General features: G+C 67.8%; 14 protein-coding genes and 1 pseudogene. 8 read left to right on the top strand and 7 right to left on the bottom strand.

The annotated features are described in order from the left end of the window. Window positions 1–38: 38 nt before the first annotated feature. From LWP59_RS26330 to LWP59_RS26320, 3 genes are all read right to left on the bottom strand, one after another. Complete coding sequence (locus LWP59_RS26330; protein WP_144646355.1) at window positions 39–956, bottom strand: alpha/beta hydrolase; 918 nt, start codon at window positions 954–956, stop codon at window positions 39–41. A 140-nt stretch (window positions 957–1,096) separates the two neighbouring features. After that, on the bottom strand, window positions 1,097–1,324 hold the full coding sequence (locus LWP59_RS26325) for a hypothetical protein (RefSeq protein WP_144646353.1): 228 nt from the start codon (window positions 1,322–1,324) through the stop codon (window positions 1,097–1,099). Between the two features lie 73 nt (window positions 1,325–1,397). After that, a complete protein-coding gene (locus LWP59_RS26320; RefSeq protein ID WP_233921931.1) occupies window positions 1,398–4,091 on the bottom strand; it encodes a LuxR C-terminal-related transcriptional regulator in 2,694 nt (897 codons plus the stop codon). Window positions 4,092–4,272: 181 nt separating this feature from the next. Between LWP59_RS26320 and LWP59_RS26315 the strand changes: the two genes are divergently transcribed. From LWP59_RS26315 to LWP59_RS41185, 3 genes are all read left to right on the top strand, one after another. Further along, entirely contained in the window at window positions 4,273–4,413 is a 141-nt protein-coding gene (locus LWP59_RS26315) for a hypothetical protein (RefSeq protein ID WP_186383228.1), read from the top strand. Next, window positions 4,410–4,859, top strand: coding sequence for a nitroreductase family deazaflavin-dependent oxidoreductase (locus LWP59_RS26310; protein ID WP_144638221.1), 450 nt, complete (start codon window positions 4,410–4,412; stop codon window positions 4,857–4,859). The genes LWP59_RS26315 and LWP59_RS26310 overlap by 4 nt, the downstream gene beginning before the upstream one ends. A gap of 214 nt (window positions 4,860–5,073) precedes the next feature. Continuing rightward, window positions 5,074–5,553, top strand: coding sequence for a TetR family transcriptional regulator (locus LWP59_RS41185; RefSeq protein WP_229858233.1), 480 nt, complete (start codon window positions 5,074–5,076; stop codon window positions 5,551–5,553). Between the two features lie 99 nt (window positions 5,554–5,652). Here the strand turns inward: LWP59_RS41185 and LWP59_RS26300 are convergent, their stop codons facing one another. Both LWP59_RS26300 and asnB read right to left on the bottom strand, forming a co-directional pair. Continuing rightward, on the bottom strand, window positions 5,653–6,096 hold the full coding sequence (locus LWP59_RS26300) for a MarR family winged helix-turn-helix transcriptional regulator (RefSeq protein ID WP_229858222.1): 444 nt from the start codon (window positions 6,094–6,096) through the stop codon (window positions 5,653–5,655). Window positions 6,097–6,139: 43 nt separating this feature from the next. Next, the gene (gene asnB / locus LWP59_RS26295) at window positions 6,140–7,981 is read right to left on the bottom strand and encodes an asparagine synthase (glutamine-hydrolyzing) (protein WP_144638217.1); all 1,842 of its coding nucleotides are present in this window, start codon (window positions 7,979–7,981) and stop codon (window positions 6,140–6,142) included. 307 nt (window positions 7,982–8,288) lie between these two features. Here asnB and LWP59_RS26290 point away from each other — a divergent pair, with 307 nt between their 5' ends. Further along, window positions 8,289–9,656 carry an AbrB family transcriptional regulator gene (locus LWP59_RS26290; RefSeq protein WP_144638216.1) on the top strand — a complete coding sequence of 456 codons (1,368 nt, stop codon included), beginning with the start codon at window positions 8,289–8,291 and terminating at the stop codon, window positions 9,654–9,656. 144 nt (window positions 9,657–9,800) lie between these two features. Continuing rightward, window positions 9,801–10,259 (top strand): annotated as a pseudogene (locus LWP59_RS26285) (GMC oxidoreductase); the annotation flags it as partial. A gap of 80 nt (window positions 10,260–10,339) precedes the next feature. On the opposite strand, the gene LWP59_RS26280 reads toward LWP59_RS26285, so the two are convergent. Beyond that, window positions 10,340–11,644 carry an MFS transporter gene (locus LWP59_RS26280; protein WP_144638214.1) on the bottom strand — a complete coding sequence of 435 codons (1,305 nt, stop codon included), beginning with the start codon at window positions 11,642–11,644 and terminating at the stop codon, window positions 10,340–10,342. 141 nt (window positions 11,645–11,785) lie between these two features. Next, window positions 11,786–12,490, bottom strand: a complete 705-nt coding sequence (locus LWP59_RS26275) for a cyclase family protein (RefSeq protein WP_144638212.1) — start codon at window positions 12,488–12,490, stop codon at window positions 11,786–11,788. 399 nt (window positions 12,491–12,889) lie between these two features. On the opposite strand from LWP59_RS26275, the gene LWP59_RS26270 reads away from it, so the two are divergent. The 3 genes from LWP59_RS26270 to LWP59_RS26260 all read left to right on the top strand — a co-directional run bounded on the left by LWP59_RS26270 (window position 12,890) and on the right by LWP59_RS26260 (window position 15,829). Further along, complete coding sequence (locus tag LWP59_RS26270) at window positions 12,890–13,738, top strand: DeoR/GlpR family DNA-binding transcription regulator (RefSeq protein ID WP_144638210.1); 849 nt, start codon at window positions 12,890–12,892, stop codon at window positions 13,736–13,738. 89 nt (window positions 13,739–13,827) lie between these two features. Beyond that, window positions 13,828–14,871, top strand: coding sequence for an alcohol dehydrogenase catalytic domain-containing protein (locus LWP59_RS26265; protein WP_144638208.1), 1,044 nt, complete (start codon window positions 13,828–13,830; stop codon window positions 14,869–14,871). A gap of 82 nt (window positions 14,872–14,953) precedes the next feature. Continuing rightward, window positions 14,954–15,829 carry a class I fructose-bisphosphate aldolase gene (locus LWP59_RS26260; protein WP_186383227.1) on the top strand — a complete coding sequence of 292 codons (876 nt, stop codon included), beginning with the start codon at window positions 14,954–14,956 and terminating at the stop codon, window positions 15,827–15,829. Window positions 15,830–15,873: the final 44 nt, after the last annotated feature.

Below are 15,873 nucleotides of genomic sequence, written 5' to 3'. Positions count from 1 at the left end.
CTCCGGACCGCGCCCCGATCAGATACGAACGAAACGGGTCAGACTGAATGCACGCTGGCCGGCAAGTACCCGAGTTGCGCCTGCACGAAGTCCGACGCCCGGTCGAGCGCCGCTGCGGCCTCGTCGAGGAGTCCGGCATAGCCTTGGAACACGTGCGGGACGCCCGGCGTGACATCGAGCGTGACGACGACATCGGCCGTGGCTGCTCGCGCCGCGAGCCGGAGCGAGTCGCTGAGCAGGATCTCGTGGGCCCCCACCTGGATCAGAAGTGGCGGCAGGCCGCTGAGATCGCCGAAGATCGGGCTGATCAGTGGATCAGCGGCGTCGGCCCCGGCTACATACTCCGGAGCCCGGACGCGAAGGCCCTGCGGGGTCAGGATCGGGTCGAGCGATTGCCTTTCGGTCAATGTCTCGCCGGACAGGGTTAGATCGGCATAGGGCGACATCAGGAATGCACAGGACGGCATGGGCAGTCCGGCCTCCCTCGCGGCGAGGAGGACGGCCACCGCCAGCCCACCTCCCGCCGACTCGCCGGCAAGAACGATCCGACCGGGGTCCATGCCTTGCGCGAGTAGCGCCTCATAGGCGGCGCGAGCGTCGTCGACCGCGGCCGGATAGGGGTGTTCAGGGGCGAGCCGGTAGTCGAGGGTGAGGGCATTGACGCCCGTTCGCCGAACGAGGTCACTCACCAGCGGGACCGAAGTCGCCGCCGAGCCGACGACATAGACGCCACCGTGGAAGTAGAGGATCACGCGCTCGGACTCGTTGCCCGGGATCGTGACCTCGATGCCATCGACGCCGCCGATCTCCGTCGGCTTCTGCAGAACGTCCGCGGGCACCGGGATCTGTGCCATCAACGCGTTGAAGGCGGCTCGCACCGAGGCGACATCGGCAGCGGTGTCGAGCCCACCCTGACGCAGGATGGCGTCCAGCTGGGTCTGTTGTTCCTTGCTCATCGGCAGTCTTCTCCTCAGGCGTCGAGGCCCCCACCATCGCCGTGACCGAGGTGAGTTGTCCTCGCCGGAAGCAGGTGATTCCGCGCCCGGCGTGGCCCGCGACGAGCGCCGGGCCGGAATCGTGAGACCGCCTTGCCCTGTCAGGTCCGCGGTGGTCCGGGCCCGATCCGGCGCAGTTCGAGAAGCTCAAGGCCGAGAGCCTCGACCTGGGCAAGGACACCGAACATCGCGGATTGGTCTTCGAGCACGCCGGTGAGCACGGTCTCACTGGCGTTCAGCTCCGCCACCATCGTGGGGAAGGCGGACAGAGCAGTCGCTCCGAGCCGACCCCGGACCCGGATCGCGTACAAACTCGTCGGTGCGGCCACACCCGCGATCGTGCTGCCCGGCCCGGTGAATCGGCAACGCCGGAATCCAGTGATTGGGCACGCAGACCCATGGCTACTTCGGAGATGCCGGCGAGAGTCGGTGGGCCAGGAGCCGCAGCCGGCGGGCGCGTTGAACGGCGGCAGACCGGTCGCCCGCACCGAGTTTGGCATAGAGGTTGCGTATATGAGTGTTGACTGTATGGATCGAGACGTGCAGGTCATGCGCGATCTCTGCCCGCGTCAGGTTTGTCGGAAGAAGTCCAAGGACGCGCAGTTCACTGGGGGTGAGCTCACTCGGGCGGGGGAGCAACTCTTGGTCCGTGCCCGGCGGCGGCGCGCCTCTCAGTTGGTCGATGATGTCGGCGAGAAGGGCACCATGGGCTGTCTCGTGGTGACGGAGCACGCCGAGTACCTCCGCGGCTTCGGTCATGGCGAACGGAAAGACCAGCCGGTCGGGCTCGGCGGTGGCGAGAGCTGCCGCGGCGGCCGCTGCCGCGGCGTCTCGATCGCCCAAGCGCAGGTACGCGGTGCCGGCGAGCAGATGCGCTTCGACGAGTGTGAACGGTTCGACCAGGGGTGTGGCATCCCGAACGGGACTGAGTGCTTCCACCGCCATGCCGGGGTTGCCGTCCACGAGGCAGATCCATGCTCGCGCGTTGGAAATGGCGCCCGTCCGCCCGGGTGCAGGGGAAAGTCCGGCCAGCGTGGCACGGGCCTCGGCCGGCATTTCCAGGCGAGCTTGCGTGGTTGCGAGCCATCCGGCGATCCGCGGCGCGAGAGCGTGCACACCGGTGAGCAGCGACTGCGTTCGCGCTGCCGCCGTGAACGCGTCCAGCGCCGATCGTTGCTGCCCGCGACCGGCGTGCAGCATGCCGCCCGTCAGGTGCAAGAGCACCGCGGTGGCGGGCTCGACATGTGCGGAGCCGACTTCCCAGGCGCGGTGCAGCCAGCGTTCCCCCTCGTCGAACTCGCCCATCCAGATGGCCATGCCACCGACCGCGGCCAGCGCAGGTGCGAGTATCGGTCGATCGTCCAAGCCATAGCGTTCGGCCAGGGCTACCGCCTGGCGGCCCCGCTCACGCGCTGTCGCGACCGAGACAAGCTTCGACGGAAAACCTTGATGCGCGCGGCACGCGACTTCCAGATAGGGGCGGCCCGTCCTGCGGGCGAGTGCGGCTCCGTCGGCGAGATGCCGCTCGGCCTCGAGGAGGCGCCCGGTCCACGTCTCGACGATCCCGAGATTCAGCAGCGAGACTCCACGCAGTTCACTACCCATCGCGAGCGGTCCGCTCGAAGCGTCCGTCATCGAAGCATCGAGCCTCTTCACTTGCTCGACAACCTCACTGAACTGGCCGCTCTGCCTTGCCAGCGCCAGTCGAAGGGACGCGATCGCCACCGCCAGACGGCTGCGGCGAGCCGGAGCAGCGCTGGGGAGGTGAGACTCGGCCAGCGCCAGCTGGGCTGCCGCCTCCTGCGTCCGCCCCTGGTTCAGCTCAGCGGCCGCGTGCGCGAGCGCGAGGTCGGGATGATCGACCGACGCCCCGTCCGGAAACGCTTGCAGGGCCGCGCGAATCGTGCCCGCCTGCCCGTCGAGCACCCACTTGAACGAGTTGTCCGCGACGAGCCGGGCGGCATCGGGCCAGTCGCCCGCGGCGATCGTGTGCCGTACCGCCTCAACGACGTTCCCCCGGTCGGCGAGCCACCGCGCGGCCCGGCGGTGCAGGCCGGGAACCTCGTCGGCGGATCTTCGGCGGAGTTCCAGGCGCAGGAAGTCCGCCAGGAGGTGGTGGTAGCGAAACCAGGTGCGCTCGGCGTCGAGTGAGACGACGAACGCGTTCGCGTCCTCCAGTGCCAGCAGCATCTGTTCGGAGCCCGAGCGGCCGGCCAGCAGGTCGGCGAGCTCACCGTTCATCCGGTCGACCAGTGAGGTGCGCAGCAGCATGCGCTGAACCTCGCCCGGCTGGCGCTCGAGCATTTCGGCCATCAGGTACTCGCCGATAGCGCGGTCGGTCCCCGAGAACTCGGCCACGAAGCGCTCCGGCTCCGGGTGACCGCTCAGCGAGATCACCGCCAGGCGCAGGCCGGCGGCCCACCCTTCGGTGCGCTGGTGCAGCGCGGCCACCGCTTCGCCGGACAGACTGATGGTGGAATCGGCGAGCAGTTCGCGCGTCTCGTCCTCGGTGAATCGCAGATCTCCGGCGCGGATCTCGGCGAGCGCGCCGGCCAACCTGAGCTGGTGCAGTTTGATCGGCGGATCCCGGCGGGAGGACAGCACCACGCGTGCATTGCCCGACAGATTCGCGAGAAAGTATTCGAGCTGGGTGAGGGCGTCTGTCGACCTCAGCTCATGGAGGTCGTCGATGATCAGCACGACGAGTCCGGCGTGTCCGGCGATCTCCGACAGCACACTGTCGACGACGTGGTCCACGTCGGGTACAGCGGTGGGCGCCTCACAAGCCGCTGTGGTGCGCGCCGGGCCACGGATCGCGTCGAGGACGGCGCACCAGAATCGCTGTTCGTTCTGCTGGTCGCGCTCGACGGACACGAACGCGACCCGGCGAAGCTTCCCCGAGCGCTCAGCCCACGCTCGCAACAGGGAAGTCTTTCCACTTCCCGGCGGCGCCGAGATGATCGTCAGACGTTTGCTCACGGCACGGTCGAGCAGCTGGAGGAGATCTTTCCGGTCGAGCAGACCCCGGGTGCCCGAAACGTCTCGTGCGATCGGCTGCGACACTTGTTCCCGCCGCCTCGACCCCAGGTTGGTCATGTTGGCCTTCCAGCCCATGCCGAACGCGGGCCGGAACTGCGGCCCGGTCCCGCGAGAAGCGCCTTCCTCGAAGCGTGTCCGACATTACTCCCGAGCAATCCCTGCATAAAGGGTTCCGCGAGTTCAGCGTGAGGTCACTTACGCGCAACGCGGCTGACCACGAAGTCACCGGAACCCGGCGATGCCGCCGCACGACGGCACAGCTGCGATCGAGGTGCTGCGGGCCGCGGCCGAGCAGCACACCACGCACGTGCCGTACTACCCGCTCGGCGGCTTCCCGCCGCTGCGGACCCGGATCGTGAACGACAGGAGTTCGACATGAGCGACCCGTTCGATGGGAACGCGAAGACCATCGCGGAGTTCCGGGCGAACGAGGGCAAGGTCGGCGGGGTCTTCGAGGGCGCTCCGCTGGTCCTGGTGCATCACCGCGGCCGCAAAAGCGGGCAGGAGTACGTCACTCCGATGATGTACCTCCCGCACGACACCGAGCCGGACATCATCTACGTCTTCGCGACCAAGGGTGGAGCGCCCACCAACCCCGCCTGGTATCACAACTTGACCGCCGCCGGTGTCGGCGGTGTCGAACGCGGAACCGAGACGTACGACGTGACTGTCCGCGATCTGACCGGCGATGAACGCGACCGGATCTACGCGGAGCAAGCGCGGCGCTACCCAGGCTTTGCCGAGTACGCGCGCCAAACTGCTGGAATCCGCACCATTCCTGTGCTCGAACTTGGACGGCGAGTGGTCATCGCCGGATTCCGGTGATGACGTCTCATCTCCCTCATCGTGAGGCTGACGCCGTGCACCGAATGGCCTGGACATCACGGCGGGGTCAGCGCCTGTCGGCATATCCGAAGTGATTCCACCGGAGAAGTGAGGGCGTGACATGACGGCATCCGGCGGCAAGCTCAGCTTCGAGCAGGACATCAAGCCGCGGTTCCGGTAGAAGGACCGCGACGCGACGCTGGCCGCCTTCGACTTGTTCGACTACGACGACGTCGTCGAGAAGGCCGATGCCATCGTGGGGTCACTGCGCGGCGGTCAGATTCCGTGCGACGGCGCGTGGCCCGCCGAGCAGGTGGACAAGCTGCAGCAGTGGATCGACGCTGGCACGCCCCCTGGCGAAGGACCATACCCGCCCTGGCTCCCAGGAGTTTCTCGTGAAGCTGTGAACGGTGCCGATGTCGATGTCGATGACCGTTTCGCGGCCCGCCCGCTGTTGTGGGTGCTGCGTGACGTGCTGGGGTTGACGGGAACCAAGTATGGCTGCGGGATCGGGTTCTGTGTCGCGTGCACGGTGCTGGTCGCGGCGCGCACCCGAGCGACCCGGAAACGAATCATCGACGCCGCGGCCGAGCTGTTCGCTGCCGAGGGTTACGCCGCTACCGCCCTCGAGCAGGTTGCGGCTCGCGACCGTACTCCCGACAGGGTGTTGCGGGATTACGCCCTGCCGAGGTGAGATCAGGGAGCACGGCATCGAGCAGCGCGGCTACCGTGCAGGCCACTCCCCGGCGTGGAGGTGGCGGTCATGGATCGAGAACAGGGCCACTCCGCGTCATCAGGGAGTTATCGGTGTCCGGGACTGGGGGAGGTCGGTCAGGGCACGGAGGACGGGCGTGGCGGCCAGCACGAGGGCGACCTCCTCGGCAGGCAGGACATCGAGTCGTTCGGTCAAGGTGGCGGCTTCGCTGTGCGCCATCGACAGCAGGACCTGCCGCCCGGCGTCGGTGACCGTCACCTTGGTGGCCCGGCCGTCGGTCGGGTCGGGTTCGCGGCGGACGTAGCCGCCGGCCTCCAGGCCGGCCACGCAGGTGGTCGCGGTCGGCTGGGAGCACGGCACGCGGTCGGCCAGCTCGCCGACCCGTAACGGGCCGTGCTCCATGAGCTGCGCGATGACGATGAGCTGGGTGGGCGAAATATGCGTGTTCGCACTGGCCCGCCGGAGACTGCGCAAGAGCCGGTGTAGCGAGACGACCAGCTGTAGTGCGTCCTCCTCACTCACCGGCACTGCGCGCTCATCACCTATCAGATCGGGGCCAGGGAACTCACGACAGTTTAAGGGTGGGCTTGTACATGTCCAGCCACAGTGCCAGGTCCAGTGTCCGTTCCAGTCCACGGCGGGAGGCTTGCGTGACCTGCGGCGTGTCCACTGAGACCGCCCTGGCCAGCCAGTCCGTGCTGACCAGTTCGAACACCGGGTGGCTCTTGTCGCCGAGCAGGCGCTTGCCGTGATCCTGCAGGGCCACCGCGTAGGTCGGGTCCTGGGTGGACGGATAAGGGGACTTCACTCGATCCACCACCGATTGCGGCAGCACGTCCTTGGCCGCCGCACGCAACAAGGACTTCTCCCTGTGGTCGAAGGTCTTCAACGACCATGGCGTGTTGTAGACGTATTCGACCAGCCGGTGATCGCAGAACGGCACCCGGACTTCGAGGCCGACCGCCATGCTCGCGCGGTCCTTACGGTCGAGGAGGATCCGGACGAAGTGGGTCAGGTGCAGGTAACAGATCTTCCGCATCCGCCACTCGAAATCGGATTCCCCGTCCAGCCGGACTATCTTGGCGACCGACGTGTCGTAGGCATCCTGCACGTAGGTGCCCATGTCCAATGCCTTGGTCACCGCCGGGGTGAGGATACTGTTGTCGTCGCCGAAATGTTCGGCGAACTGCACGAGCCAGGGAAACGTGTTGGCCTGCTGAGCCTTCGGATCGAAGAACTGTTTGTAACCGCCGAACACCTCATCCGCAGACTCGCCGGACAGGGCCACCGTCGAGTGCTGACGGATCGACTTGAACAGCAGATACAGCGAGGCGTCCATGTCGCCCAGCCCCATCGGGATGTCACGCGCGCGGATGACCTTCGCCCGCACCTCGGGATCGGCCAGCTCGCGGGAGTCGAGCACGATGTCCTGGTGTTCGGTTCCGGACTTTTCCGCCACGTCGTGAACATATGGAGTGTCGGGAGTGCCGCGCAGGTCATCGGCGATGAAGTTTTCCGTCTGGCCCACGAAGTCCACAGCGAAGCTGCGGACCGTCTCGCCCTTCTCGGCCAACTGCCGGGCGGCGATCGCCGTCATCGCCGACGAGTCGAGACCGCCGGAGAGCAGGGTGCACCGCGGTACATCGGCGACCAGCTGACGGCGCACGATGTCCTCGAGTAGTTCCCGCACATGCGCGACCGACGCCTCCTGGCCATCGGTGTGGGGCCTGGTCTCCAAGGTCCAGTACCGGTGGATGCGCAGGCCGCCGGCACTCACCGTCACGACGGTGCCGGGCTCGACCTCGCGCATTCCCTCCCATACGGCGTGACCGGGAGTCTTGACGAAGGCGAACAGCTCACGGACGCCGTCCAGGGTGACGGTGCGCTCGGCCATCGGGTTGGCCAGGATCGCCTTGGGTTCCGACCCGAACAGGACTCCGTCGGGCGTCTCGTAGTAGTAGAAGGGCTTGATGCCCATCCGATCGCGGATCATCACGAGCTTGTTCTCGCGCGAGTCCCAGATGGCGAACGCGTACATCCCGTTGAGACGCTCGGCCAGGGCCTCACCCCACTCGAGGTAGCCGTGCAGCACCACCTCGGTGTCGGAGTCGGTCTCCAACCGGTGGCCTCTCCGGTAGAGCTCCTCCCGCAGCTCGCCGAAGTTGTAGGTCTCACCGGAGTAGACCATCGACACGGGACCGCCGGACGTCTCCACGGACATCGGCTGCCGGCCCCCCGGCAAATCGATGATGGCGAGCCGGCGATGCCCGAGTGCGGCATGCTCGACGACCCAGGTACCGCGATCGTCCGGACCACGGCAGGCCATCGTCTCGGTCATCGCGTTGACGGTCACCTCTTCCGCGCGCAAGTCACGACCAAACGAGACCCACCCGGTGATTCCGCACATTTGATCCTCCGGCAGTTGGTGAAGCAGAGCGACGACAGAGCACTGTCACGCCATCATCACTGTGCGTTGATGTGTATTCGCCACCTATGTAACCACTGTGTTGCCGAAAGATCACGCGACGGTTTCGGTACTTTCGTCGGTTTTTTTCCACCCAACTCGCACAACTCCGCAGGTCGTCGCGTCCACTAGGCCAATCGGGTGGACCGCGTCACGAGCGACGCTCCGTGCGCCCCTGAGACCCGTCGATCGAGAGCGGCCGCGTTCCAAGGCGCTGTCACGGCGCCCGCTGCCGGCTCTGGGAAACCGGATGCAGATAGTGCTGGTGACCGGAGCCGGACGCGCCGTCGCGAGCGACGAGGGACAAGTCACGCATCGTTCACTTCGAGTTACTTTCCGGTCGCTGAGTAACAGTACGGTCATCAGCGTTGGTACTTACCCAACCGCCGTCGCCTGGGTGGGCGTCTACCCGACCTACTCAGATCAGGACGACACAGTGACGGCATTCACGAACAAGACGGCCCTCGATGCGCCGCGACGCTACGCCGCTTCCGGACTTGCCCTGCTGCAGTGGGCAGCCGTCCTGACAGTGTCCTATGCCCTGGCCGAACTTGCCGAAGCGGTGGCGGTTCCGGCTCCCCAGTTGCTGGTGGCGATGTTGGTCGGTGCGGCGCTCGCGCTGACCGGAATCATCAAGCGCGACCTGCCCCGGCAGATCACCGGGTCGAGCCACGCTCTGGTCGGCGCGCTGATGGGGACCTACTTGAACGTGCAGACCCTGCGCGCGGTCGCCACGACCACATTGCCCTTGGCCGCGGTCACGTTGGCCACGGTGGGTATCTGCTTCGCAGTGGCGTTCGGACTGTCGCGCATGACGAAGATCAACCTGCCCGATTCCGTACTCGGGATGACGCCGGGAGGTTCCGCGGCGATCGTCGCCTGCGCCGGCGATGTGGGCGCCGACGATCGCCTGGTCGCTTTCGCCCAGTACATTCGGGTAGGACTGGTGGCCTTCACGGCGCCCTTCATCGCCCTGGCCGTGCAGCCCTCCCCTCCGGCGGAGACGGACGATGGCGCGGTCGTACTCGGATTGCCCACCCCAGGGCACCTGATCGCGGCGACGAACCAGGTTTCCGGCCTGGTGGTGCTGACCGCGATCTGCCTGCTGGGAAGCCAGTTGGGCAGGCGGTTCTCGCTGCCCGCACCGGTTCTGCTGGGTTCGATGCTGGTCGCCGCGACGGCCGTCGCCACCCAGGCGGTCAGCGGGTTCACCCCAGCCGGACCGCTGCGCGACGTCATCTTCGTCGTGGTCGGTTTGGAGGTCGGGCTGCGCTTCACCTGGCCCGTCATCCGTCATGTCGGCCGGCTGTTGCCCTACCTCATCGGTTCCACGTTGCTGGTCTGTGCGGCCTGCGCAGGCCTGGCCTGGCTACTGGCCGAGGCGATCGGCATGCCGTTCCTCGAGGCGTACCTGGCCACCACGCCCGGCGGTATCAACGCCGTGCTGGCCACCGCAGACTCAACCGGCGTGAACGTCCCCGTGGTGTCCACGGTGCAGAGCCTGCGCCTGTTCGCCGTATGCCTGCTGGTGCCGTTCCTCATCCGCAAGCTCAATGGGCACAGGCTCCGTTCCGGCCCAGCGAAAGCCACGGTCGAGCCCGCATCCGCCGAAAGCTGAACGCCATGTCCGGACAGCAACTGAGGCTGATCGTCGACGTGTACGACCATGACGCGACCGCCACCATCGCGGGCAACGACCAGTGCGGCCGGTGACCCGGAACCGCACGGCGAGGGGCAGTTCCGACGCAGTGGTTTCGCTGCCGGTTCGGTCCCGAGCCCGCCGGTGCGCGCACGGCGGCGGGCGAAGAAGGTCTACCGCATTGACCGGGCGCCGCTGGTCCTGCACGCCCAGTCGTCGATGCGGATGGGCAAGTCCGAAAAGGACTCCGTACTCGACGCCAACGCCGAAGCCCGCGCGGTCAAACGACTCTTCATCGCCGACAACTCCGCGCTCGCGAACGCACTGGGAGGACCCGACCCGACCCTGACCGACCAGGCACTGGAGAAGCGGGCGCGCGAGGAAGAGGGAGCAGGCCGAACACGAACCGTTCGGCAGCTACCTCGCGGTACCGGTAGCAGAGGCGAAGCACGTCAACGGCGCATCCGGCACCACCGACAGACCCGCAGCGTCCGGCATCAGCGAGCGGGACTGACGCAGCGTGGCGAACGCCCCGCCCGGGCCCCCACGGGTGACAGAACTGTGCGGGCACGACAGGCGTGATCCGCGATCCGCGGGGTGGAACGCCTCGCGGTCATGGAACCTGCCTGTCGTGCCCGTTGCCGTTGCCGCGGCGCCGTGACTCAACTCGCCGCGGGGGTGGCCTCCTGCGGCTCGACTGCCGGGTGCTTCTCGTGTTCCCCACCGATCAGAAAGGACAGCCCGGCGCCGATGAGATAGATGACGGCGAACACCCACACCACCGCCTGGTAACCGGCCAGCGACAGGGTCACCCCGACGATCGCGGGTCCGATCAGGTTGGCCAGTCCGGAGGCCAGGTTGTGGATCGAGATGCCGATGCCCTTCTCGTCGCGGGGCGCCAGGGACGGGATGATCGCCGACAGCGGAACGAACGCGGCCATGGTGATGCCGAAGAAACACGCCGTCAGGACCATCGCCAAGAAGTTGGGGCCGGTCCATTCGGGCACGTAGTACAGCAGCAGCGAGGCGATGGCGGTGCCGACGCAGCCGAACCAGCGCACCTGGCGGGCCCAGCCGATCTTGTCGCCGAGCGCGCCCCAGATGGCGTTGAAGATCAGATTGACCACTCCCATGGTGCCCCAGATCTGGAGCCATTGCGGGACGGTGAAGCCGATCTCTTTGGTGGTCAGGAAAATCGGCAGCATGACGGGGAACCCATAGAGCCCCGACTGGTTGATCACCTTGACGATGCCGGCCACCCCGACCCGCGGTACCCGCCAGGCGATGGTGACACCCCGGACCGCCTTCCGGACCTTCGAGTCGGAGGTCGTCGGCTCAGGCGCGGCGTCGACCTTCGTCCGGACCAGGAAAATGCCGATGAGCCCGCCGACCGCGATCCAGGCGACCTCCATCCACAGCGTGCCGATGTAGCCCAGCGCCGGGATCGCGAAGCTCGGCAGGTAGTTGCCGATAGCCAGATAGCCGACCGAATAGGAGAACCAGAACCATCCCATGGCCGCCGACAACCGATGTCGTGGGGCCACATAGGCGATCCGGGCGAGGAAGGAGTAGACGAACAGCGGGTATCCCAGCCCGCGCAATCCGTAGAGCACGACCATCGCCGGGTAGTTTCCGGACCGCACGCCGACGGTCAGGAACAGGATCTGGAACACGATCCACACCACGAGCCCGGTCGTCATGGTGCGACGTGGTCCCCAGATGTCGCTGAGCACACCGGCCAGCCAGGCGGATATCGCGACCCCGACGCCGTACACCGTGATGAGCCGGGCGGCGTCGACCGACGAGAAGCCCAGGTCGATGATGTACTTCGACAGAAACGCCTGTTCCATGCCATCGCCCACCATGAAGATGGCGATCGCGATGTATCCCCAGAATAGTTCGACCGGCATGCCGAGACGGGTCTTTCTTTCCGTCCCGCGCACGTCGGTGTCGTTGACGCCCGCCATATCTCATCCTCTTTTTTCGTGCAGCACTCGGCTCGCTCACACCCGTCCGCACGGCGGCACAGGGAATGTCGCCGAGGTCGGCTGTGGTCGTTGACTGGATCGGCCCGCCGCGTGATGCGCACATCCCGCGGGAACGACACCTCAGATCTCGATGGCGAAAACGCGGCAGGGTGCCCCGTCCGCACCGCGCAGCGGTAGCGGCGCCACCACGACGAGCGGGTTGGGCCAGGTCACCTTGGCAAGCCCCGCGAGCTCCTCGATCAGCAGCACGCCGGCGCCGAGCAGCAGGTTGTGGGCCGGGGTGGTGGTGGGAATCTCGCTGCCGTGCCGCTCGAAACTCGTCGCGTCGATACCCACGATCTTCGTGCCCTGCGCGACCAGCCATTCCGCGGCGTCCGAGGTCAGGAACGGGTGCCGGGTGCCGTGCACCTCCGGGTCCAGCCCGTAGCGATCCTGGAAGCCCGTGTGCAACAGGACGATCGGGTTGTCCGGGAGTTGGCCGCCCTGCGCGTCCAGCGCCGCCGCGCACTGCTCGGCGGTCACGCCCTCGTCCGGGCCCGCCGGGACGTCGAGCACTACACCCCGGCCGACCAGCCGGGCCCCGGTGAAGTCCGACAGCGTCTCGCGACCACCGGACACGAAGTGCGAGGGGGCGTCCACGTGCGTGCCGTGGTGGGTGTTCAGGTGCAGCCGGGTCAGCTGGAACCCGTCGTGGTCGTTGGTCCGGATGACCTCGGTCTCCAGCGCGGGCTGCCCGGGATAGGTGGGCACCCCGGGATAGAGCTCGTGGTTGAGCTCCACCACCTGGCCCACGGGTACCGGTCCGGCCGGCACATGCTGCGTCATCAGCGCGTCCTCTCAGTCGTGATTGGGTCAGTCACTGGTCCTCGGCGGTGACCGATGTCACGTCGCCCCGACCCTGGATCGCTCCGGTCGTGGTCGGGGGGAGGCGCTGGTTGTGCCCAAGGAGTCTTGTTCCACCACGATGTGTTCCTCCACTCGGGACTGCTCCCGGCATGGTCACCCACACCGCACCGCTGCACGATCTGCTCACGGTACGGGCGGGTCTTGTATCGACGCATGCTCTAACTGCGCATTGGCTGCTGTCAAGACCACTCTAGTATGCTTGAATCGTGCAAAGCCTGCGCGATATGATCACGAGGCGACGGTCGGGCGGGTGATTGCCACCCGGGGCGCACAGCCCTTGCGCACCGGCCTGCTTGATCTGAACATGATCTGTTCGTTGTGAGCACCGAGACTTGGGAGGGTGCCGTGGAGGGCACGGGCAACCGCATGCCGGGCCACCAACGCCGGGAACGGATCGTCGAGCTGCTCGTCCAGCGCGGCGAGGGCTCCCTGCCGGTGGAGGAACTGGCCACCACGCTGGGCGTGTCCACCGCGACCGTGCGGCGGGATCTCGGCCAGCTGCGGGCCGAGGGGCGCATCACCCGCACCTACGGCGGCGCCGTACTCGGCATGCCGTCGGCGGAGCTGTCAGTCCGGCAACGGGAACAGGCCAACGCGGCCGAGAAGGGCGCCATCGCGCTGGCCGCGGCCGAGTTCGTCGAGCCCGACCAGGTGGTGCTGCTGGACGCCGGAAGTACCACCGAGCAACTGGCCCGGGTGCTGCGCACCATTTCCGGACTCACCGTCTTCACCAACGGCGTCGCAGCCCTGAGTGCCCTGCTGGAGTACGGCGACACCGAGATCGTCGTGCTGGGCGGCCGGCTGCGCCGTATCAACCAGGCCATCAGCGGGGCGACCGCGGAGCAGATGGTGCGCTCGCTGCACGCGGACGTCGCCTTCATCGGGGCCGACGCGGTCGATCCGGAGCGTGGCGTGGCGTCGCGCACCTTCGAGCAGAGCACGCTCAAGACGATGATGGCCACGCATGCCCGGACCGTGGTCGTCGTCGCGGACTCGACCAAGCTGACCGGTGGATGGACGTCCTACTGGTCGCCGCTGGAGCGGCCGTGGACGCTGGTGACCGACGACGGGGCCGATCCCGAGCTGATCAGGTCCTTCCGCGAAGCCAATCCCCAGGTCCAGATCGTGGTGTGCCCGGTCACCACCGAGCGCGCCACGCCGAGCTGAGTACGCCGGATCGCCGGTCCCCCGACCGGTTTGTCCCCACCCGGCGTGAGTCTGACCTTTTCCCTTGTGTTGTAAGGAGTTGTGTCGCCATGAAGCAGGCCATCCTGCACGCACCACTCGACCTGAAGGTCGAAGACGCCGACAGTCCGCGGCTGGCGGAGGGCGACCTTCTGCTGCGCGTCGAAACCGCCCTGGTGTGCGGAACGGACGTGCGCATCTATGAAGGTCGCAAGAAGCGCAACGTCACTTATCCCACCGTCCTCGGGCACGAGTTCTCCGCCACCGTCGTCGACTCCGCCGGGCCCCTGCCGGACGGCCTGTCCGAGGGCGGGCTGGTGTGCGTGTATCCGCTGCTGCCGTGCGGCGAGTGCGTGGCGTGCACGCGCGACCACCCCAACATCTGCCGCAACCGGGTCGCGTTCGGCTATCAGCTACCCGGCGGTTTCGCGCAGTACGTCCGCGTTCCGGCGGAGGCGGTGCGCCGCGGGAACGTGGTGCCGATCGACGGCGTCGCACCCGACGCCGCGGCGATCGTCGAGCCGCTGGCCTGCGCGTACAACGGGCAGCGGCTGGCCGGCGCGCGCGGCGCGAAGACCATGCTGGTCAGCGGCTGCGGGCCACTCGGCCTGATGCACATCCGGCTGGCCCGACAGCTCGGGGTGGAGCGCATCGCTGCCGTGGACCCGATCCCCGAGCGACGCGCCGTCGCGGAGCTGTCGGGTGCCGATCTCACCCTCGCGCCCGGCGCCGGGACCGCCCGGCAGATCCTGGACTGGACCGGCGGCGCCGGCATCGACGTGCTGGTGGTCGCGGTCGGGCGTACCGACGCGGTCCACCCCTACCTCGGCGCGCTCGCTCCGGGCGCCCGGGTCAGTGTGTTCGCCGGTTTCAGCGGCGAGGGCACGCTGCTGGAAATCCCGGCCAACGACATTCACTACAACGAGTGGACGGTGGTCGGCGCCTCGTCCTCGCGGGTCGAGGACTTCCACCAGGTGGCGGCCTGGGTGCGGACCGGCGAACTGCGGGTCGACGACCTCGTCGGCTCCCAACTGCCGCTGGCCGACGCGGTCAAGGCGATCGAACTGGCCGCCTCGGGACGCGACATGCGCGTCGGTGTCCGGCCGTGGTCCTAGACATCCGCCGGCCTCCGCCGACATTCGCCGACCTGCGCCGTTCCCGCCGCGACTTCATCGACATCATCAACAAGGAGATTCCGTGACCTCCGTTTCGGACACCACACTGCCCGCCGTCAGCTTCCCGCGCGAGGCGCTGCGCATCACGCCCTACGGCGCGACCGCGGCGCTCGGCCGGACCATCCGCATGCGTCGCCTGTTCGGCGCGAGCGGGCGCACCGTCACCGTCGCGCTCGACCAGGCGATGCCGCGCGGGGTAGCGCCGCGGTTGGCCGACATCGCGCCGACCTACGCCAGTATCGCGGCCGCCGGGCCGGATGCGATCACCATGTTCAAGGGCCTGGCCGCGGCGGTGTTCGCGCACAACACGGCGCCGGTGCCGTTCATCATGAAGGTCTCCGCGTTCTCGGCGGACTTCCATCTCACCCGGGAGGCCGTAGTCGGCACCGTGGACGAGGCGCTGCGGCTGGGCGCCGACGCGGTCGCAGTCGGCATCAGCGCCGGTTCGTCCCACCAGGTCGAGGGCTTCTCCGAACTCGCCGCGGTGACCACGCGCGCCGCCGAGGTCGGGATGCCCGTGGTCTGTCACGCCTACCCCAGCGGCGAGCTGTGGACGGAGGACAAGAAGGGCAGCACCGAGGCTGTGCTGTACGCGGCGCGGGCCGCGGCCGAGATCGGCGTCGACGTCGTCAAGACCTGGTACACCGGCTCGACCGCGGAGTTCGCCAAGGTCGTCGAGGGTGTCCCGGCGATCGTGGTCGCCGCGGGCGGCGCGAAGGCCGACAACCCGCTGGACGTGCTGCGCCAGGCCGCATCCGTGGTCGAGGCGGGCGGCTACGGCGTCACCGCGGGACGTAACGTCTGGGGTGCGGTCGACCCGGGCAAGATGGTCACCGCCCTTCGCGCCGTGGTCCACGACGGCGAGCGCCCCGAGACGGCGGCCAAGCTGTTGGACTGACCTCCCGGCCGGCGACATCGGGACGGTCAGCGAAGGCTCGACGA

Source organism: Amycolatopsis acidiphila, from assembly GCF_021391495.1.
Taxonomy (GTDB): Bacteria; Actinomycetota; Actinomycetes; order Mycobacteriales; family Pseudonocardiaceae; genus Amycolatopsis_E; species Amycolatopsis_E acidiphila.
Note: the sequence above shows the minus strand (reverse complement) of the source record. Positions and strands in the feature narration are given on the sequence as shown.